Raw genomic sequence first — 18,065 nt, forward strand, 5'->3', positions numbered from 1 at the left:
CCAGCAGCTAGGCTATTCGGCCGGAGCCGCGCCGACCTGGCCGGCGACTTCCTGGTCCAACTCCGCCAAGAAGTCGGTGATGCGCGCAGCGTTGTCGCCGAGGTCGTGGCGGCCGTAGCGCGAAGCCGACCGCATGTCGACTATGACCGTATCCCCGTCGTCCGTAATGCGGATCGCCACGTCGGCGGGAAGGCCCAGCACGAAGCTCCTGGCGACGGCGGTAATCGTCACTTCGCTCTGCCCGGCGAGCTCGGGATAGGGTCCGGTAAGATCCCAATCGCGGCGGTCGAGCACAGTTTCAACGGCAGTGACGACGGTCTCGAACGGCAGGTCGTAGCTGCGCGCGGTGACAAGCGGGTAGCTGTCGGTCTGCAACCGCTGCTCGCCAGGCGTCGGCGGCGAGAGCACGTTCATATCCTTTATGCGAGCGGTGACGTCGAGTGCCGGCGGCTCGTCAAAATCGGTCGAAATATCCCTGAGCGGCGGAAAGATTGTCGCCCAATAGGCGGCGATGCCATAGGGGGTCAGCACCAGCAATGCCAGCAAGACGCCGACCGTGATGTCGCGGCCGCCGTAGTCGCCAAAATTCCACACCCTCGAGAAGGCAAATCCGGCGAACAGCAGCGCCAGCGCCGCCAGCAGCGCGACAATAGCCAGCACCCACAGGAACACCGGCGTTTCAACGAGGTTGAAATAATGGCCGATGAACACGGTCAGCAAAAGCACCGCCGAAAAAGCAGCGGTGCGCCGCGACCATCCGGCAGCCTTCGATGTTTGCCGTTCGGAAATGCTGACCATGTTTCTCTGCGTTATCCCAAGCCGAACGAAGACTTAGCGCATGGTCACCAAAATCGGAATCGATTTTCGAGAAGGATCACGCGCCAGTTGGAAATGCTATCGTGCCCCTTGCGCCTGAAAGGCGTGCGGCGCCGGGCTGTCCTTTGCGACGGCATCAGGCTGAGACACGCACTATCGCGTCAATCCGTCGGCAAGCGGTAATCCCTGAATTGCTGGCGCAAGGTGATCTTCTGGATCTTGCCGGTGGCGGTGTGCGGAATTTCGCCGACGAAAGCGACATCGTCGGGCATCCACCATTTGGCCACCTTGCCGTCGAGAAAACCAAGGATATCGGATTTGGTCGGTTCCTTGCCCGGCTTGCGGACAACCACCAGCAAAGGCCGTTCGCCCCATTTCGAATGAGGAACGCCGATTGCCGCTGCCTCGGCGACATCTGGGTGGCCGACGGCCAGATTCTCCAGGTCGATGGTCGAAATCCATTCGCCGCCGGACTTGATGACGTCCTTGGCGCGATCGGTGATCTGCACATAGCCGCCAGCGTCGATGTGGGCGACATCCCCGGTATCGAACCAGCCGTCGTCGTCGAACTGCTCCGAGCCGGCGCCGCCATAATAGGCACTGGCCACCGCCGGGCCGCGCACCTTCAGCCGCCCGAATGTCTTGCCGTCCCAAGGCAGCGCGTTGCCGTCGTCGTCCGTCACCTTCATCTCGACGCCGAAGGGCGGGTAACCCTGCTTGCCCTGGACATCGAGCCGGGCGTCGCCCTGAAGGCCTGCATAGTCCGGCTTCAGCGTACACAGTGTGCCGAGCGGCGACATTTCGGTCATGCCCCAGGCGTGTACGACCTGGACATCGTAATTGTCCTGGAACTTCCTGGTGATGATCCGCGGGCAGGACGAGCCGCCGATGACGACCTTGTTCAGGTAGGGCAGCTTCCTGCCGGTCTCCTCCAGATATTGCAGCAGCATCATCCACACCGTCGGCACGGCTGCACTGAAGGTCACTTTCTCGGTGTCGAGCAATTCGTAGAGCGAGGCGCCGTCCATCTTGCAGCCGGGCATGACCAGCTTGGCGCCGACCATCGGCGCGCTCTGGCCGAGGCCCCAGGCATTGGCGTGGAACATCGGAACCACCGGCAGGATCGTGTCGCGCGAAGACAGGCCCATCGCGTCGGGCATGGCGGCGATCATGGCGTGCAGCACATTCGAGCGATGACTGTAGACGACGCCCTTTGGATCGCCCGTGGTTCCCGACGTATAGCACATGCCGGCGGCGGTGCCTTCGTCGAAGCTCTTCCAGGCGAAGTCGCCGTCGGCCTCGTCGAGCCATTCTTCGTAGGCAACGACGCTGGGCAGTATGGTCTGCGGCAGATGCGCCCTGTCGGTCAGCACGATCACCTGTTTCAGGGACTTGACCGCGCCGGCGATCTTCTCGAGCAAAGGGAGGAAGGTCAGGTCGACAAAGACCGCCTTGTCTTCGGCATGGTTCATGATCCAGACGATCTGCTCGGGAAACAGCCGCGGATTGAGCGTGTGATAGATCGCGCCGATGCCCATGATGCCATACCAGGCCTCGATGTGGCGCGCCGTGTTCCAGGCCAGCGTCGCGATGCGGTCGCCCAGGCGATAGCCGTCACGCTCCAGGCGCTGGGAGACCTTCAGGGCGCGACGATGGATGGCGGCGTAGGTGGTGCGTACGATCGGTCCTTCGATCGAGCGCGATACGATCTCCCGCCCGCCATGCTGCCGTTCGGCGTTGTCGATAAGCTTATGGCAAAGAAGCGGCCATTCCTGCATCAGCCCCAGCATTCGTTCCTCCCTTACCTTCTCGCTTTTGTTCCCATTGTGAAGCGAACCGGTGGATTGTCCAGCCACCGCCGGGTGGCGAAGGAAATCCGGATGCCGGTCGCAGGGAAGCGATCGCATCGCGTATTTCTTGGAGTCCGAATGCCTGGTGCTCATGCAATAGGACGGGCGGCCTTGAAACCTATTATATCAGAGGAGACTAAATTACTCGACCGAGAGGAGAATCCGCCACAATCCGGCCATCGTCGGCATTAAGTTTCGTTAATGGGCAAAGGGGTGCGATTGGCGACTGAAAGAGGTTCGCATGGACACGCAGCTCGACGATAAGGCACTGGAAAGTACCCTTGCCGAAAGCCTGGGCGATCTGGTGCCGGACACAAAGACTGTTTCCGAAGACGAATTTGTTGAAGTTGTCGGCGGTGCGCTCGAAGCGGTTGGCGGCACGCTGCTGTTCAAGATGTGCGTTCAGAGCGAAGGGGAAGGCGAGCACGTCGCCGCGGCATCGGTAGGCGACGGCGGCAATCGTCAATTCCTGCTGCTCACCCTGCCGACCGGCGGCGGTCACTTGAAAGTCGAGACCGCGTCCAGGAGCAGCAATCCGGTGGCCGGTATCGCTGCCGCCTATGCCGGCCTGATGGACGCGTTCAGAACCGCGGCCTGAGCCTCGCCGGACAAGGTCATCGCTAAAAATACCGTCGGCAGCGCCCACGGCTGGAGATCGATTGCGGATTGCCGGCGACCGTCGGCCTTGCGCAAACAACCTCGTCGACACACTTAAAGCTGAGACGAGGAGAAACAGCATGGACAAGACCGCCAACCCGGCACCCGGCTTCCGGCGCAATCCCGATAAGGTCATCACCGTCGAACCGTATGAGGGCACCGTCACCGTGCGTGCAGGCGACACGGTTATCGCCTCATCGACGAACGCCAAGGTGCTTACGGAAGCGCCCTACCCGGCCGCCTTCTACATCCCGTTCGCAGACATCGATTTCAGCAAGCTGGGCGGCACGCAATCCTCCACCCATTGTCCCTACAAGGGCGACGCAAGCTACTGGAGCGTGCTGCCTGCCGGCGAGGCAGGCAAGGATGCGATGTGGGCCTATGAGCAACCTTTCGACGAAATGGCTGAAATTCGCAACCACGGGGCGTTCTACGCAAGCAAGGTCAGCATCGAAGCCAAGCCAGGCTGAACGGACCAACGAGGAGGCCGGGCGTGCCGTCCTGCGGATCAGTCGGTGGTGCCGTTGTTGCCGAGGCCGTCGGCATCGTCGAGCCGCACGAAGGTCAGCCCCTTTTGCTTAAGCGCCAGCAGGCCCTGCACGACGCCTTCCCCGGCTGCATGGGTCGGCTGGTTGATATGGGCGACGATGACGTCGCCGTCCTTGGCCGCTTCTATGCGCCTTGTGGTTTCCCTGGCACCGAGCAGCGAACCGCCATCGCCATTGATCGAGAAGCCGGCGATCTTAAAGCCCAGCTTGCGGATCATGGCGATCGCCGACGGACTATACTCGGCGGTCGCACCACGAAACCATTTCGGCGCCGGCTCGCCAGTCCCGGCCAAGGCGACGGCGCCCGACTCGACCTCGGCCAGAACCGCTTCCGGACTGCCGGCGCTGCGTATGCCATAGATCTTCTGCGGCGTGTCGACGGCCGGGATGTGATGGCCGCCGTGGTTTTCCAGTTCGAACAGGTGAGGATGCGCCCGCATGATCTCGACGGCGGCAGCGTTCCGCTTCAGCCAGATGCCGGTGACGAAGATGGTCGCAGGTATCCTGTTTTCCACCAGCGCCGAGAGGATGCGGTTGTCGGTCCGTCCGCCACAGGCGTCGAGGGTCAAGGCAATGCGCCCGGCTCCGCCTGCATCCGGCTTGATGTGCAGGATGGGTTCGACCAGCGATGCGGCATGGCCGCTGGATACCATGGCCAATGACATGGCCATGATACAGAGATTTTTTTGCAGCAGGCGCATCAAACAGTTCCAAGCGGCGTTTCAAGCGGCCATCCCAAGACCCGCATGAAGGCGGAAATCGGGAGCTGGATAGCAGAAAAGCACCAGACGCGACAATCTGACCGTCTTGCGGCAGTTCCTCGTTCCGACCGGCGGCAAGCGCTCAGCCGCGGCCCGCCTTCGCCGCCTGAACGGCCGCCTGCGCGGCCGCCAATCTGGCGATCGGCACGCGGTAGGGCGAACAGGACACGTAATCCAGTCCGACCTCCTCGCAGAAGCGGATCGAGGCCGGATCGCCGCCATGCTCGCCGCAAATGCCGAGCTTGATCCGTGGCCGCGTCGCCCTGCCCTTTTCCGCGGCCATGCGCACTAGTTCGCCGACGCCATGGATGTCCAGCGAGACGAACGGATCCTGTTCGATGATGCCTTTCTGGCGATAGGTCTCCAGGAACGAGGCCGCGTCGTCACGCGAGATACCGAATGTCGTTTGGGTCAGGTCGTTGGTGCCAAAAGAGAAGAATTCGGCCGATTCAGCGATGACATGGGCCCGGATCGCCGCGCGGGGGAGCTCGATCATGGTTCCAGTCAGGTAATCGATCTTGACGCCGCTTTCGTCCATGACGCTCTTGGCCACCGCATCGATGCGCGCCTTGACGTAATCGAGTTCCTTCACAAGCCCGACCAGCGGCACCATGATCTCGGGTACCACCAGCGCGCCGGCCTTGCGGCCGGCCTCGACGGCGGCCTCGAAAATGGCACGCGCCTGCATCTCGGCGATCTCGGGATAGGATACCGCAAGCCGGCAGCCGCGATGGCCGAGCATCGGGTTGAATTCGTGCAGCGCCTCAGTGCGCTGCCTGAGCTTGTCCGGCGCAACATTCATCGCCGCCGCGACTTCGGCTATCTCAGCCTCGGTCTTGGGCAGGAATTCGTGCAAAGGCGGATCGAGCAGGCGGATGGTCACCGGCAGCCCGGCCATGATCTCGAACAGTTCCAGGAAATCCGCCCGCTGCATCGGCAGCAGCTTGGCAAGCGCGGCGCGCCGGTCCTTTTCGGTGTCGGCCAGGATCATCTCGCGCATGGCGACAATGCGGGCACCATCGAAGAACATGTGTTCGGTGCGGCACAAGCCTATGCCTTCGGCGCCGAAGGAGCGCGCCATGCGCGCGTCGAGCGGGGTTTCGGCATTGGTGCGCACCTTCATGCGCCGCACCGCATCCGCCCATTCCATGATGGCCGCGAAATCGCCGGAAAGCTCGGGCTGCAGCATCGCCACAGCGCCCTTGAGCACCTGCCCGTTGCCGCCGTCGATGGTGATGATGTCGCCCTTGCGGAAGGTCTGCCCCATCGACATCAGCGTAGCTGCCTTATAGTCGACGCGCAGCGAACCGGCGCCCGAGACGCACGGCTTGCCCATGCCGCGCGCCACGACCGCGGCATGGCTGGTCATGCCGCCGCGCGTGGTCAGGATGCCCTCCGCCGCATGCATGCCGTGGATGTCCTCGGGACTGGTCTCGACACGCACCAGGATAGCCTTGCGCCCTTGCGCCTTGAGATCCTCGGCGTCCGCGGAGGAAAAGACGATTTCGCCGGTGGCGGCGCCGGGCGAAGCCGGCAGGCCGACGCCGATGACGTCGCGCGCGGCCTTCGGATCAATGGTGGGGTGCAGGAGCTGGTCGAGCGATGCGGGATCGATGCGGGCGACCGCCTCCTCTTTCGAGATCAGGCCGTCCCTGGCCATCTCGACGGCAATCTTCAGCGCCGCCTTGGCGGTGCGCTTGCCGGACCGCGTCTGCAACATCCACAATTTGCCGCGCTCGATGGTGAATTCGAGGTCCTGCATGTCGCGATAATGTTTTTCCAGCCTGTCGGAGATGGTGACGAAGGACTGGAAGGCATCCGGCATCAGTTTCTGCAATGACGGCTTGTCGGAGCCGGCGGCGATGCGGGCCGCCTCGGTGATGTTCTGCGGAGTGCGGATGCCGGCGACGACGTCCTCGCCCTGCGCATTCACCAGGAACTCGCCATAAAGCTGCTTTTCGCCGGTCGAGGGGTTGCGGGTGAAGGCGACGCCGGTGGCCGAGGTCTCGCCCATATTGCCGAACACCATGGCCTGGACATTGACCGCCGTGCCCCAGCTTTCGGGAATATCGTGCAGGCGCCTGTAGGTGATGGCGCGGTTGTTCATCCAACTCGAGAACACCGCACCGATGGCGCCCCAGAGCTGTTCGTGGGGATCCTGCGGGAACGGCCTGCCGAGTTCCTCTTCGACCTTGGCCTTGTATAGCGCGATGACGCCCTGCCACTCGATAGCCGTCAGTTCGGTATCGAGCTCATGGCCGAGGCTGGCCTTCTGGTCCTCGAGGATCTCCTCGAACACCTCGTGGTCGAGTCCCATGACGACATCGGAATACATCTGGATGAAGCGGCGGTAGCTGTCATAGGCAAAGCGCGCATCGCCGGAATCGACGGCCAGCGCCTCGACGGTTTCGTCGTTGAGGCCGAGATTGAGCACCGTATCCATCATGCCGGGCATCGAGGCGCGGGCCCCGGAGCGGACCGATACAAGCAGGAGTTTCGACGGATCGCCAAAACGGCGGCCGGTGAGCCGGCCGATATGGTCCAGCGCCACGGCGACGTCAGCCTCAAGCCCTGCCGGATAGGCACGGCCGTTGGCATAGTAGGCGTTGCAGACCTCCGACGTGATGGTGAAGCCCGGCGGTACCGGCAGGCCAAGACTGCACATCTCGGCCAGATTGGCACCCTTGCCGCCCAACAGATTCTTGTCACCGGCCCGGCCTTCGGCCGCACCATCGCCAAAGGTGAAAACCCACTTGGTCATGCTTTGCTCTCCGGTTGCAGGAGATTGGAAAGATTGACGAAACGGAAAGTCCCGCCATGCCCGACTTTGGAGCGATATGATGCTGCAATGCGAAAGGCAAGGCGTCGGAAAGGCCGTTTGGCCGCTACAATCGATTAAGCAAAAGCTACGGCAAAAGGACTTGCTACTCCAACGGCACGAGGCTAGAACATACAGGGAACAAAGAGGTGCCTCATGAAGCTCACCGGAAAACTCGACTATCTGGAACTGCCGGCAACCGGCGCGACGCTGGACAGTGTGAAGGCCTTCTACAGCGCCGCCTTCGCCTGGTCGTTCACCGACTATGGCCCGACCTATTCGGCCTTTAGCGAGGGACTGGACGGCGGTTTCCAGGCCGACAGCGGCGACGCCACCGCCAAGCCCTTGCCGGTGCTTTACTCCCAGGATCTGGAAGAGACACTGGCTGCCGTCGAGAATGCCGGCGGCACGATCGTCAAACCGATCTTTTCGTTTCCGGGCGGCAGGCGGTTCCACTTTGCCGATCCGGCCGGAAACGAGATGGCAGTGTGGGGAGAATAGGCGGCGCGACCGGTGCGGCCGTCGCCAACGGAACCGTGAATCAACCGGAATGTCGCAATCTCCAGCATTGAGCTTTCCACCGGCACAGCCTATAAGGCCGCGCGCAGTCGACGCATGTCAGCTGCTGGGGCGTCGCCAAGTGGTAAGGCATCGGTTTTTGGTACCGACATTCCCAGGTTCGAATCCTGGCGCCCCAGCCAAGCGCACAGGGTCCGTTCCGGACACATAGGTTACGGTTTATACCGGAGACATGTTGTTGGAGCAGAATGAGAATCTATTCCGTCGCCGAGCGGATTGCCTTTGTCGTCACGCTCGCGGCCGTCCTCGTTCTCGCGCTGCTGCCGGTACATCGCCTCAAGCAATTCGGGATCGATATCGGTTTCCACTATGACAAGCTCAATCACGCCAGCGCATTCGCCGTGCTGGCTTTCCTGGGCAGCCTCGGCTGGCCGCGGCACAAGCCGGCGCTGATCGTCTTCCTTGCTTTTGTCGGTGCTGCCATAGAAGTTCTCCAGGGCACCACGGCGATAGGCCGCGATTTCGACGTGCTCGACTGGGTTGCCGATTGCGTCGGCATGGCATGCGGTCTGCTGGCCGCGATCTGTGCGACCTGGATCGTGCAACGCGCAAGGTGAGAAGTAGTCGAATCGCCTGCCTTACCGCGCGAACGACACGACGACACTTAAGATCAGGCTTCAGCACGGCACGTTGAAGGTGAAGCAACGTCAATGAGCTGCGGCGCCGCGAGCACAGGCGCGAGTTGCCGGCCTGGCAGATGGCAAATATGTCGCCGTCGGGTGGGCAGACATGATTCCCGACCGGCCGTCCGAACGCCCCGGCGCCAAGAGGGCCGACTTGGACCGCCCCTTCTCAGCCGCCTGGAAAGCTGCGCATACTGCGGCCGCCATGGCTCTGCGAATCAGACTGCCGGGGGGCACGCTGAAGGTGAAGGTCTATCGCGAACTGCGTGATCGCGAGCGGGATCGTCGGGTGCCTGTGCTGAAGCTGGGGTCGCTGTATTTCGTCTGGTCGTCGGCCAGGCATCATCCGCACAAGCACGGCCATACTGGTTAGAGCATCCAAGAGACATGCGTAGCGGCTTTCCGTGCGGGATCGCGTGACGTCGACTTCGAGCCGTTCCACGATCCATCGAATACCAAGTGACTTGAAATGATCCGCCCATTGAGGACGCGTCAGCTCGCCTCGCGCATGGCTTCGGCTGCCTGCAGATCCACCGAAACGAGCTGGCTGACGCCCTGCTCGGCCATGGTCACCCCGAACAGCCGGTCCATGCGCGCCATGGTGATCGGATTGTGAGTGATGATGACGAAGCGCGTCTCGGTGGTCTTGGCCATCTCGTCCATCAGATTGCAGAAGCGTTCGACATTGTGATCGTCGAGCGGCGCATCGACTTCGTCGAGCACGCAGATCGGCGCCGGGTTGGTGAGGAACACGGCGAAGATCAGCGACATCGCCGTCAGCGCCTGCTCGCCGCCGGACAGCAGCGTCATGGTCTGCGGCTTCTTGCCGGGCGGACGGGCAAGGATTTCAAGCCCTGCCTCGAGCGGATCCTCGGATTCGATGAGCTGCAATTCGGCCGTGCCGCCGCCGAAGAGGTGCGAGAACAGCCGCTGGAAATGGCCGTTGACCACGTCGAAGGCGGCGAGAAGCCGCTCGCGGCCTTCGCGGTTGAGGCTCTGGATCGCTTGCCGGAGCTTGCGGATCGCCTCGATGATGTCCTCGCGCTCCGAGACGATGGTCTCCAGCCGGTCCGAAAGCTCCTTCTGCTCTTCCTCGGCGCGCAGGTTGACGGCGCCGAGCCGCTCGCGCTCGATCTTCAGCCTGTCGAGCTGGCGCTCGATCTCGGCCATTTCGGGCATCGGATCGTCGGCTTCCAGCCCGGTATGGCGGATGACCAGATGCGGCGGAGTGTTCAGCGTCTCCTGGATGCGCGCCTCGACCTCCAGCCGGCGCTCGTCGGCTGCGGTCAAGCGCTCCTCGGCGCGGACACGGGTCTCGCGCGCCTCGGCCAGCGACTGGATCGCGCCGGTGGCCGCCTTGTCCAGTTCCGCCTGCCTGTTCTCCGCTTCCTGCAGACGGTCGGCTGCCGTCTTGCGCAAGGTCTCGGCCTCCGTGAGCTGCGACAGCAAGGCGCGCCGCTTGGCATCGATCTCGTCGGGAGCGTCGGCCAATCTCTCGCGTTCGGCCTCGGCCTCTGCCTTGCGTTCGCCCAGCGAGGCGATCTGCGTCGAAGCGTTCTCGGCGCGCTCCAGCCAGTTGCTGCGCTCGATGCCGATCGCATCGAGCCGACGCGAACGCGCCTCGGCCTCCCGCCGCAATCCTTCATGGACGGCACGCGCATCGGCGAGCGTGGCGCGGTCGCGGGCGACATTGGCCGAGGACTGTTCGAGCTGTATCTGCAGGTCGCCGAGATCGGGCGCGTCCTGCAGCAGCATTTCCGCCTCGGCAAAGGCGGCCGAAGTTTCTTCATGACTGTCGACAATGCGGGCGCGGGCCTCGTCCAGGGCGGCGCGCCGGCTCGACAATTCGCCGCCGGCCTTTTCGGCTTCGGCCAGCGCGTTGCGGGCGGCGTCCAGTCCGTGCTGGGCGTCGCGTCCGGCCTGACGCGCGGCGCGCTCGGCCTCGCTGGCCTCGCGAAGCGCCTGTTCAGCCTGCGCGAGCGCCGCCTCGGCCTCGCGCAGTACAAGCGTCGCCTGCACCGCTTCGGCATCGAGCTCGGCCAGCCGGTTTTTTTGCGCCAGGCGCTGCGCGGCTGCGGTCGGCGCGTCGGCGCTGGCGGTCAGCCCGTCCCACCGCCACAGCGCGCCCTCACGGCTGACCAGCCTCTGGCCGGGCGCGAGCAGTCCTTGCAGGCGGCGGCCGTCGGCGCTCTCGACAATGCCGATCTGCGCCAGCCGGCGGGCAAGCTGCGGCGGGGCACGTACCACGCTGGCCAGGTTCTTGATGCCTTCGGGAAGCGCGGCGTCGCCGGCCTGGACCGCGCCCTCGCCCCAATGCACCGGCGCGCTGCGATCGAGCGGCACGTCGAGATCCTCGCCAAGGGCGGCGCCCAAGGCCGTCTCATAGCCGCGCTCGACGCTGATCTGTTCCAGCACGGACGGGAAGAGATCGCCGCTGGCGGCGTTCAGGATCTTGGCCAGCGTGCGGGCCTCGGTCTCGATACGCGCCAGTTCGGCCCTGGCGTCCTGCAATGGCGGACGGGCGGCATTTTCGGCCGCGCGCGCCTCTGCGACCGCCTGTTCGGCGGCAATCGCGCCAGCCTCGCTCTCTTCGAGCCGCGCCAGTGCATCCTCGACCAGAAGCCGCTTCTCTGCCGGGTCGGGCAAGCCCGCGACTTTGGAGAGGATTTCGGACAATTCACGGTCGACATCGGCGAGTTGGCGGGCGAAACGGTCCCGACGCTCGGCGGTCTCGCGCAGCGTCCGCTCGACCTGATTGCGCGAAGCGGCGGCCTCGGCCCGCTCGGCGGTTAGCGCTGCAAGCCTGGCTTCGCTCTGCGAGAGCGTCGCGGCTACCTGTTCGAAGGCGGCTCGGGTGGTTGCTTCACGCTCGGCCGCGCCGGCATTTTCGGAATTGAGCGCTGCTTCCTCGGTGCGCAGGCGTTCGAGGATATCCGCATTGTCGCGCACCATGCGCTCCTCGCGGGCGATATCACCGTCGAGCTGCTGGAGCCGGCGCTCGAGTTCCGCCTGGCGAGCGCGGATGCGGCCGGCTTCTTCCTCGATCTGCGATCTGGCGATCGACAGACGCTGGAAGGCCGCGGCCGCCGCAGCTTCGGCATCGCGCAGATCGGGCAACCGATGCGCGCCGATGCCTTGCTCCCTGGCGGCGGCCATCTGGGCGGCGGCGCGGTCGCCGACCAGGGCGGTGGCGACGGCCAGCGCCGAACGTGCCTCGCCTTCCTGGGTCTTGGCCAGCGTCCAGCGCAGATGGAGCAGCGTCGCCTCGGCCTTGCGGATGTCGGCCGACAGGTTCTTGAAGCGGGAGGCCTGGCGTGCCTGGCGCTTCAGGCTTTCGATCTGGCTTTCCAGCTCGCCGACGACGTCGTCCAGGCGCTCGAGGTTCTGCTCGGCTGCCTTGAGCCTGAGTTCGGCCTCGTGGCGGCGCGTATGCAGGCCGGAAATGCCGGCCGCTTCTTCCAGCAGGGCGCGGCGCGCCTGGGGCTTGGCCTGGATCAGCTCGCCGATGCGGCCCTGGCCGACCATCGAGGGCGAACGCGCGCCGGTCGACTGGTCGGCGAACAGAAGCTGCACGTCCTTGGCGCGCGCTTCCTTGCCGTTGATGCGGTAGAGCGAGCCCGCCTCGCGCTCGATGCGGCGCGACACCTGCAATTCGTCGGCGTCGTTGAAGGCTGCCGGCGCCGAGCGATCGCTGTTGTCGAGGAACAACGTGACCTCGGCGGTGTTGCGGGCCGGACGCGTGCCCGAGCCGGAAAAGATCACGTCGTCCATGCCGGACGCGCGCATGTTCTTGTAGGAGCTTTCGCCCATCACCCAGCGCAGCGCCTCGACGAGGTTCGACTTGCCGCAGCCGTTCGGCCCGACAATGCCCGTCAGGCCGCGTTCGATCACGAACTCGCCTGGTTCGACGAAGGATTTGAAACCGAGGAGGCGAAGGCGTGAAAACTTCATTCAGGCCGCCCTGAACGCGAAACCGCGCCGCGGGTTTGCGGCGGGGCGCACGGTCGCGGCACGGCAAAAGGGCCGCGCATGCCGAAGCGCTGCCGCTTCGGCATTGCCAGGACGTCAGAGCTGAGGGTCGATGATGGCCGACATTTCCTCAATCGACATCGCCCCTTTGTAGGTCTTTCCGTTGATGAAGAAGGTCGGCGTCGAGTCGACCTTGAATTCGTCGGCGCCGCGCTTCTGGACCGCCCTCACATCGTCCAGAAGTTTCTGGTCCGTCAAGCAGGCTTCGAAGGACTCCTGTGTAAAACCGGCGAGCTTGGAGATTTGCAGCAGCGCATCCTTGGTGTTGGACACACCCACCCAGTTCGCCTGCTGCCTGAACAGAACATCCACCATCGGGAAGTAGTTGTCCTTGGCGCATCGCGCCAGCATGAAACCGGCCTCGGCGCTCGGATCGAACGGGAATTCGCGCAGAATGTAGCGTGCCTTGCCGGTATCGATGTATTTCTTCTTCAATTCCGGGAAGGTGGTTTCGGCGAAATGCGCGCAATGCGGGCAGGTCATCGAGGCGTATTCGACGATCGTGACCTTGGCGTCGTCCTTGCCGAGTTGCTTGTCGGGCAATGCGCCGGGCTTAAGCAATTCGGCCATGTCGACCGTGCCTTGGGCCTCCGGCGCCTTGACGGCGGCTGGCGTGGCCGCTGTCGCTGGCGCGGCGGGAGCGGCAGGCTTCACATCGGCCGCCTTGGCTTCCTCGCCAGAGTCGCTGCATGCCGCGAGCACGGCCACCGCCGGAATGGCGGCCAGCGAAGACAGCAGGTTTCTGCGGGACAAGCTTTTGCCGAACGGAGGACGGTTCATACGAATCACCTGACAAGGGTTGGATTTTGCAACGCAAAGGCACGAAAAGGCGAGAGTTGGCGCGAATTAAGGCATCGCCGTCCCCAATCCAATCGTGAAACTTGAAGCTTATAATCACGAAATCGCGAGATTGGCGACGGTGCTATGACTTTCTTTGTCCCAGAATAGTGGCGCCGAGCCGCTCCAGCGAGGCACGCAGGCCATCGTCTTCTATCTTGCCGACGATGTGCGACAGTCTTGATTTTTCCGCTTCATTGAGAGGCCTGACCGGCGGTTTCGGCCGGGCTTTTTCACTTAGAACCGGCTTCTGCACGATCCTGATACGGCCTATGGCCGTGAAGCCGAGAAAAGCGTTGACGCGATTGATGATCTCGCCGGCCTCGTGCTGCAGATGGAGCGCCGCCATGCCTTCGCAGGCGATCACCAGTACGGCAGGTTCGAACGGATCGTCTTCGTGCAGCCGCCGTGGCCACTGGATCTTTTCAGGGCGCGAATGGCCGGCCAGGCGCGAACCGGCAATCTCTTCCCACGACTGGACCAGGCTGACCGAAATGCCCGCCCGCTTGCGCAGCACCGGGTCGAGGATCGCGGTCGCGAGATCGCTCACCGGAACGGGATTGCCGAAGGGCTTTTTCCCTGCCATGTGCGTTCTCCAGCCACCCACCTCCACTCTTCCCGGCCGAGGCCGACACGAGATCAATGGCACCGCACGAGCAGACCCGCAAGGCCATATCAGAGGACAGCAGCAGAGCTGCGTCCAGTGACAGCAGGAAAGCTGCGTCCAGTGACAGCAGCAAAGCTGCGTCCGGCGACAGCGGCAGCGCTGCGTCTATCGCGTCCCGCCTGCTCGCATGGTACGACATGCATCACCGCGAGTTGCCGTGGCGCGTGACCCCGCGCGACCATGCCCGTGGCGTGCGGCCCGATCCTTACCGGATCTGGCTATCGGAAGTCATGCTGCAGCAGACCACGGTTGAAGCCGTGAAGGCCTATTTTCGCGCCTTTGTCGAGAAATGGCCTGATATCGCGGCGCTGGCGGCGGCGCCCGTCGAGGACGTGATGAAAGCCTGGGCAGGGCTCGGCTACTACTCCCGTGCCCGCAATCTCAAGGCCTGCGCCGATCTGGTGGCCGGGCGCGGCGGCCGGTTTCCGGATACTGAAGCCGGCTTGCAGGAATTGCCCGGCATCGGCGCCTATACGTCGGCAGCGATCGCGGCGATCGCTTTCGACCGGCCGGCTGCCGTCGTCGATGGCAATGTCGAGCGTGTCGTAACCCGCCTGTTCTCCATTGCCACGCCGCTGAGCGAAGCCAAGGCCGACATCCGCGCCCGTGTCGAGCACATGGTTCCTGCCATGAGGCCCGGCGATTTCGCGCAGGCGATGATGGATCTGGGCGCCACGATCTGCACCCCGCGCCGGCCGCGCTGCATGCTCTGCCCGCTGCGGGAGGACTGCACCGCGGTCGTTTCAGGCGATCCCGAACAATATCCGGTGCGCCTGCCCAAGGCCGGCAAACCGCTACGGCGCGGCGCTGCTTTCGTCGCCGTGCGAAACGACGGCGCCATTCTTTTGCGCAAACGGGCCGACAAGGGGCTGCTCGGCGGCATGACCGAGGTGCCGACGACCGGCTGGACGGCACGGCTGGACGGCGCAACCACAGCGGCCGCCGCACCCTTTCCCGGCGACTGGCGGCAAGCCGGCCGGATCGCGCATGTCTTCACCCATTTTGCGCTCGAGCTTGAAGTGTTCCTCGCCCGAAGCAATGGTGAGACGCCCGCCGGCCATTTCTGGTCGCTGCCAGCGGACATTTCGGGCGAAGCGCTGCCCACTGTCATGAAAAAGGCAATCGAGGCTGCAATACCCGGCGCGACGAAAAGGCAACGCCCGCATTGAACGAGGACCGCATGACTGAAATCCGTCACATCGTTTTCGATATCGGCAAAGTGCTGATACACTACGATCCCAACATCCCGTTCAGCCGGCTTATTCCCGATGAGACAGAACGGAAATGGTTCTTCGACAATGTCTGCACGCATGACTGGAACATCGAGCAGGACCGCGGCCGGACATGGGAAGAGGCGGAAACGCTGCTGATTGCCGACTACCCGGATCATGCGGAAAACATCCGCAATTTTCGCCGCCATTGGCACGACATGGTGCCGCATGCCTATGACGACAGCGTCGCCATCATGGTCGGCCTGATCGACAGCGGGCACGATGTCACCATGCTGACCAACTTCGCCGCCGATACGCTGGCCGAAGCACGCCAACGCTTCGACTTTCTCAATCGTCCGCGCGGTGTCACCATTTCGGGCGAGATCGGCAAGATCAAGCCGGATCGCGACATTTACGACCATCACGTCGCCGCGTTCGAGCTCGAACCGTCCGCGACGCTGTTCATCGACGACAGCCAGAAGAATGTCGACGGCGCGAAGGCGGCCGGCTGGCAGGCGGTGCTGTTCACCGATGCCAAGACGCTTAAGGCAGATCTTGAGCGGCTCGGAATCAAGGCGTGATTTGAATCGCTTCCAGCGCTTCGTTGAGCCTTTGAATCAACGCCATGGCGCGGCATCGGACAAGGGTCAGCCCCCTGCCCTTTCCATGCCGAGCCGGGCGATGCGGCGCAGTTCGTCGATCGGAGTCAGGCCGCCGCTGCGTTCATAGTGCCAGAAGGTCCAGCCGTTGCAGGCATCAAGACCCTGTACTTCGGCGCCGATCTTGTGGATCGAGCCGGCACTGTCGCCGATCGCCACCGTGCCGTCGGCACGCACCTTGGCCGCCCAGCGCTTCTTGGCATCGTAGAGCGTGGCGCCGGGCGTCATCAGCCCGGTGTCGATCAGGCTGACGAAGGCGACGCGCGGCTCGGCGCGCTTGCCGGTGAGCACGGTCAGGTCCGCGCCGTCGAGCGGCCGCACCGCATCGATGCGCTCATTGGCGGCGTCGATATAGGCCTGCTCGCGCTCTATGCCGACAAAATGCCTGCCGAGGCGCTTGGCCACCGCGCCTGTCGTGCCGGAGCCGAAGAAAGGATCGAGCACGACGTCTCCCGGCTTGGTCGAGGCCATCATGATACGGGCGAGCAGCGCTTCCGGTTTCTGCGTCGGATGCAGCTTGTCGCCATTGTCGTTCTTCAGCCGCTCCGCGCCGGTGCAGATCGGGAACAGCCAGTCGGAACGCATCTGTATGTCGTCGTTCGACGCCTTCAACGCTTCGTAGTTGAAGGTATAGCCCTTGCCCTTCTGGTCGCGAGACGCCCAGATCATCGTCTCATGCGCGTTCTGGAAGCGGCGGCCGCGAAAATTCGGCATCGGGTTGGTCTTGCGCCAGACGACGTCGTTGAGGATCCAGAAGCCGAGGTCCTGCATCTTGGCCCCGACCCGGAAGATGTTGTGGTAGGAGCCGATGACCCAGATGGTGCCGTTGGGCTTCAGCACCCGGCGCGCCGCCAGCAGCCAGGCGCGCGTGAAGGCATCGTAGGCCTCGAAGCTCTCGAACCGGTCCCAGTCGTCGTCGACCGCGTCGACCTTGGACTGGTCGGGCCGGTGCAGGTCGCCGTCGAGCTGCAGATTGTAGGGCGGATCGGCGAAGATGACGTCGATGGATTTCTCGGGCAGCCGGTCGAGCGCCGCGACGCAGTCGCCCTTCAGGATCGTGTCCAGCCATTCGGATTGCTGGGGAGCATGGGAAAGCTCGTCGACAAGACGCACGGCTGACATTTTTACACCCAAGGCACGCGTTACTGTTTACTCCCGGTTATGGTTACCGATCAGCGTAAATATTCGGTGAAGGGCAACGATCGGGCGCCGCCGGTTTGCACCGATGTGCCCGTTGGTGTATGCCGCGCCGCCTGAAGCCTGTCCGCCCTCATTGCCCGGATCACCATGCCCCAGCCAGACCTTGTCATCTTCGATTGCGACGGCGTGCTCGTCGATTCCGAAATCATCGCCGCGCGGGTCGAGGCCGAGCTCCTGACCTTGTCCGGATACGAGATCTCGGCCGAGGAGATCGCCGAGACCTATGCGGGGCTGACGTTCAAGGACATCCTGATGCGGGTCGAGGAGAAGTCCAATATCCCGTTCCAGGTATCGCTGATCGATCGCGCCGAGGAGCTGGTGGACCGGAAACTGCGCAGCGACGTTCGTGCAATCGAGGGCGTGCGCGAAGCGGTCGCCTCGGTGACGGCGCAACGTTGCATCTGCTCCAACTCACGCTCGGAACGGATAGAATTCATGCTGGAGAAGGTGCATCTGCTGCCATTCTTCGCCGGGCGCATCTTCTCCGCAATGGAGACGCCGACCGGAAAAACCAAACCGGCTCCGGATGTGTTCCTGTTGGCCGCCGAAAAGCTTCGCGCCAATCCGGCAAACACTTTCGTCATCGAGGATTCCGTGCACGGCGTCACCGGCGCAAGGTCGGCGGGAATGCGTGTCATCGGCTTCACCGGCGCCGCCCATAGCTATCCCGGCCATGCCGATGCGCTGACGGAGGCGGGCGCCGAGACGGTGATCCGCCGCTGGGCGGAACTGAGCGGCACGCTGGCCGCTTTATCCGAGTGGTCGGCGGACGCGTGAGCGTCCGCTTGGCTTCAAGAGCACCGCTGCCGC

At 63.8% G+C, this 18,065-nt stretch carries 16 protein-coding genes and 1 tRNA gene; 9 read left to right on the top strand and 8 right to left on the bottom strand.

Features of this window, described 5'->3' with window-relative positions; genetic code table 11:
- Positions 1-12 precede the first annotated feature (12 nt).
- Both LB566_RS03815 and LB566_RS03820 read right to left on the bottom strand, forming a co-directional pair.
- Complete coding sequence (locus tag LB566_RS03815) at positions 13-798, bottom strand: DUF1499 domain-containing protein (protein ID WP_224623253.1); 786 nt, start codon at positions 796-798, stop codon at positions 13-15.
- A 179-nt stretch (positions 799-977) separates the two neighbouring features.
- The gene (locus tag LB566_RS03820; protein ID WP_224623255.1) at positions 978-2,606 is read right to left on the bottom strand and encodes a fatty-acid--CoA ligase; all 1,629 of its coding nucleotides are present in this window, start codon (positions 2,604-2,606) and stop codon (positions 978-980) included.
- A gap of 301 nt (positions 2,607-2,907) precedes the next feature.
- Here LB566_RS03820 and LB566_RS03825 point away from each other — a divergent pair, with 301 nt between their 5' ends.
- Both LB566_RS03825 and LB566_RS03830 read left to right on the top strand, forming a co-directional pair.
- Entirely contained in the window at positions 2,908-3,264 is a 357-nt protein-coding gene (locus tag LB566_RS03825) for a hypothetical protein (RefSeq protein ID WP_140551013.1), read from the top strand.
- 139 nt (positions 3,265-3,403) lie between these two features.
- Positions 3,404-3,793 (top strand): DUF427 domain-containing protein, encoded by a 390-nt coding sequence (locus LB566_RS03830; RefSeq protein WP_224623256.1) that lies wholly within the window; start codon positions 3,404-3,406, stop codon positions 3,791-3,793.
- 38 nt (positions 3,794-3,831) lie between these two features.
- Here the strand turns inward: LB566_RS03830 and LB566_RS03835 are convergent, their stop codons facing one another.
- The gene (locus LB566_RS03835; RefSeq protein ID WP_224623258.1) at positions 3,832-4,572 is read right to left on the bottom strand and encodes a polysaccharide deacetylase family protein; all 741 of its coding nucleotides are present in this window, start codon (positions 4,570-4,572) and stop codon (positions 3,832-3,834) included.
- A gap of 142 nt (positions 4,573-4,714) precedes the next feature.
- Positions 4,715-7,393, bottom strand: coding sequence for a pyruvate, phosphate dikinase (gene ppdK / locus LB566_RS03840; RefSeq protein WP_224623260.1), 2,679 nt, complete (start codon positions 7,391-7,393; stop codon positions 4,715-4,717).
- Positions 7,394-7,606: 213 nt separating this feature from the next.
- Here ppdK and LB566_RS03845 point away from each other — a divergent pair, with 213 nt between their 5' ends.
- The 4 genes from LB566_RS03845 (at position 7,607) to LB566_RS03860 (ending at position 9,025) form a co-directional block, all read left to right on the top strand.
- Positions 7,607-7,951: a VOC family protein gene (locus LB566_RS03845; RefSeq protein ID WP_140551017.1), complete on the top strand. Its 345-nt coding sequence runs from the start codon at positions 7,607-7,609 to the stop codon at positions 7,949-7,951.
- Positions 7,952-8,076: 125 nt separating this feature from the next.
- Positions 8,077-8,151 (top strand) — tRNA-Gln (locus LB566_RS03850).
- 66 nt (positions 8,152-8,217) lie between these two features.
- Entirely contained in the window at positions 8,218-8,586 is a 369-nt protein-coding gene (locus LB566_RS03855; protein WP_224623261.1) for a VanZ family protein, read from the top strand.
- Positions 8,587-8,857: 271 nt separating this feature from the next.
- Positions 8,858-9,025 (top strand): hypothetical protein, encoded by a 168-nt coding sequence (locus LB566_RS03860; RefSeq protein ID WP_181172475.1) that lies wholly within the window; start codon positions 8,858-8,860, stop codon positions 9,023-9,025.
- A gap of 119 nt (positions 9,026-9,144) precedes the next feature.
- On the opposite strand, the gene smc is transcribed toward LB566_RS03860, so the two are convergent.
- The 3 genes from smc to LB566_RS03875 form a co-directional block, all read right to left on the bottom strand.
- Positions 9,145-12,603, bottom strand: coding sequence for a chromosome segregation protein SMC (gene smc, locus LB566_RS03865; RefSeq protein WP_224623263.1), 3,459 nt, complete (start codon positions 12,601-12,603; stop codon positions 9,145-9,147).
- A gap of 114 nt (positions 12,604-12,717) precedes the next feature.
- Positions 12,718-13,461 (bottom strand): DsbA family protein, encoded by a 744-nt coding sequence (locus LB566_RS03870; RefSeq protein WP_224623265.1) that lies wholly within the window; start codon positions 13,459-13,461, stop codon positions 12,718-12,720.
- Positions 13,462-13,603: 142 nt separating this feature from the next.
- Positions 13,604-14,104 carry a DUF721 domain-containing protein gene (locus LB566_RS03875; RefSeq protein ID WP_140494930.1) on the bottom strand — a complete coding sequence of 167 codons (501 nt, stop codon included), beginning with the start codon at positions 14,102-14,104 and terminating at the stop codon, positions 13,604-13,606.
- 56 nt (positions 14,105-14,160) lie between these two features.
- On the opposite strand from LB566_RS03875, the gene mutY reads away from it, so the two are divergent.
- Complete coding sequence (gene mutY / locus LB566_RS03880) at positions 14,161-15,354, top strand: A/G-specific adenine glycosylase (RefSeq protein WP_224623267.1); 1,194 nt, start codon at positions 14,161-14,163, stop codon at positions 15,352-15,354.
- Positions 15,355-15,365: 11 nt separating this feature from the next.
- Positions 15,366-15,977, top strand: coding sequence for an HAD family hydrolase (locus tag LB566_RS03885; protein ID WP_140551023.1), 612 nt, complete (start codon positions 15,366-15,368; stop codon positions 15,975-15,977).
- A gap of 66 nt (positions 15,978-16,043) precedes the next feature.
- Here the strand turns inward: LB566_RS03885 and LB566_RS03890 are convergent, their stop codons facing one another.
- A complete protein-coding gene (locus tag LB566_RS03890; RefSeq protein ID WP_224623269.1) occupies positions 16,044-17,177 on the bottom strand; it encodes a site-specific DNA-methyltransferase in 1,134 nt (377 codons plus the stop codon).
- Positions 17,178-17,342: 165 nt separating this feature from the next.
- Here LB566_RS03890 and LB566_RS03895 point away from each other — a divergent pair, with 165 nt between their 5' ends.
- Positions 17,343-18,032: an HAD family hydrolase gene (locus LB566_RS03895; protein ID WP_224623271.1), complete on the top strand. Its 690-nt coding sequence runs from the start codon at positions 17,343-17,345 to the stop codon at positions 18,030-18,032.
- The last annotated feature ends 33 nt before the right edge of the window (positions 18,033-18,065 follow it).

It is taken from the genome of Mesorhizobium sp. CA13 (assembly GCF_020165235.1).
GTDB lineage: Bacteria > Pseudomonadota > Alphaproteobacteria > Rhizobiales > Rhizobiaceae > Mesorhizobium.

Bases quoted from the DNA above. Each gene is read 5' to 3' on its own strand.
- LB566_RS03870 (WP_224623265.1), bottom strand. From the start codon at position 13,461: ATGAACCGTCCTCCGTTCGGCAAAAGCTTGTCCCGCAGAAACCTGCTG.
- LB566_RS03875 (WP_140494930.1), bottom strand. From the start codon at position 14,104: ATGGCAGGGAAAAAGCCCTTCGGCAATCCCGTTCCGGTGAGCGATCTC.
- LB566_RS03845 (WP_140551017.1), top strand. From the start codon at position 7,607: ATGAAGCTCACCGGAAAACTCGACTATCTGGAACTGCCGGCAACCGGC.
- LB566_RS03815 (WP_224623253.1), bottom strand. From the start codon at position 798: ATGGTCAGCATTTCCGAACGGCAAACATCGAAGGCTGCCGGATGGTCG.
- mutY (WP_224623267.1), top strand. From the start codon at position 14,161: ATGGCACCGCACGAGCAGACCCGCAAGGCCATATCAGAGGACAGCAGC.
- LB566_RS03825 (WP_140551013.1), top strand. From the start codon at position 2,908: ATGGACACGCAGCTCGACGATAAGGCACTGGAAAGTACCCTTGCCGAA.
- ppdK (WP_224623260.1), bottom strand. From the start codon at position 7,393: ATGACCAAGTGGGTTTTCACCTTTGGCGATGGTGCGGCCGAAGGCCGG.
- LB566_RS03885 (WP_140551023.1), top strand. From the start codon at position 15,366: ATGACTGAAATCCGTCACATCGTTTTCGATATCGGCAAAGTGCTGATA.
- smc (WP_224623263.1), bottom strand. From the start codon at position 12,603: ATGAAGTTTTCACGCCTTCGCCTCCTCGGTTTCAAATCCTTCGTCGAA.
- LB566_RS03855 (WP_224623261.1), top strand. From the start codon at position 8,218: ATGAGAATCTATTCCGTCGCCGAGCGGATTGCCTTTGTCGTCACGCTC.
- LB566_RS03860 (WP_181172475.1), top strand. From the start codon at position 8,858: ATGGCTCTGCGAATCAGACTGCCGGGGGGCACGCTGAAGGTGAAGGTC.
- LB566_RS03895 (WP_224623271.1), top strand. From the start codon at position 17,343: ATGCCCCAGCCAGACCTTGTCATCTTCGATTGCGACGGCGTGCTCGTC.
- LB566_RS03830 (WP_224623256.1), top strand. From the start codon at position 3,404: ATGGACAAGACCGCCAACCCGGCACCCGGCTTCCGGCGCAATCCCGAT.
- LB566_RS03835 (WP_224623258.1), bottom strand. From the start codon at position 4,572: ATGCGCCTGCTGCAAAAAAATCTCTGTATCATGGCCATGTCATTGGCC.
- LB566_RS03890 (WP_224623269.1), bottom strand. From the start codon at position 17,177: ATGTCAGCCGTGCGTCTTGTCGACGAGCTTTCCCATGCTCCCCAGCAA.
- LB566_RS03820 (WP_224623255.1), bottom strand. From the start codon at position 2,606: ATGCTGGGGCTGATGCAGGAATGGCCGCTTCTTTGCCATAAGCTTATC.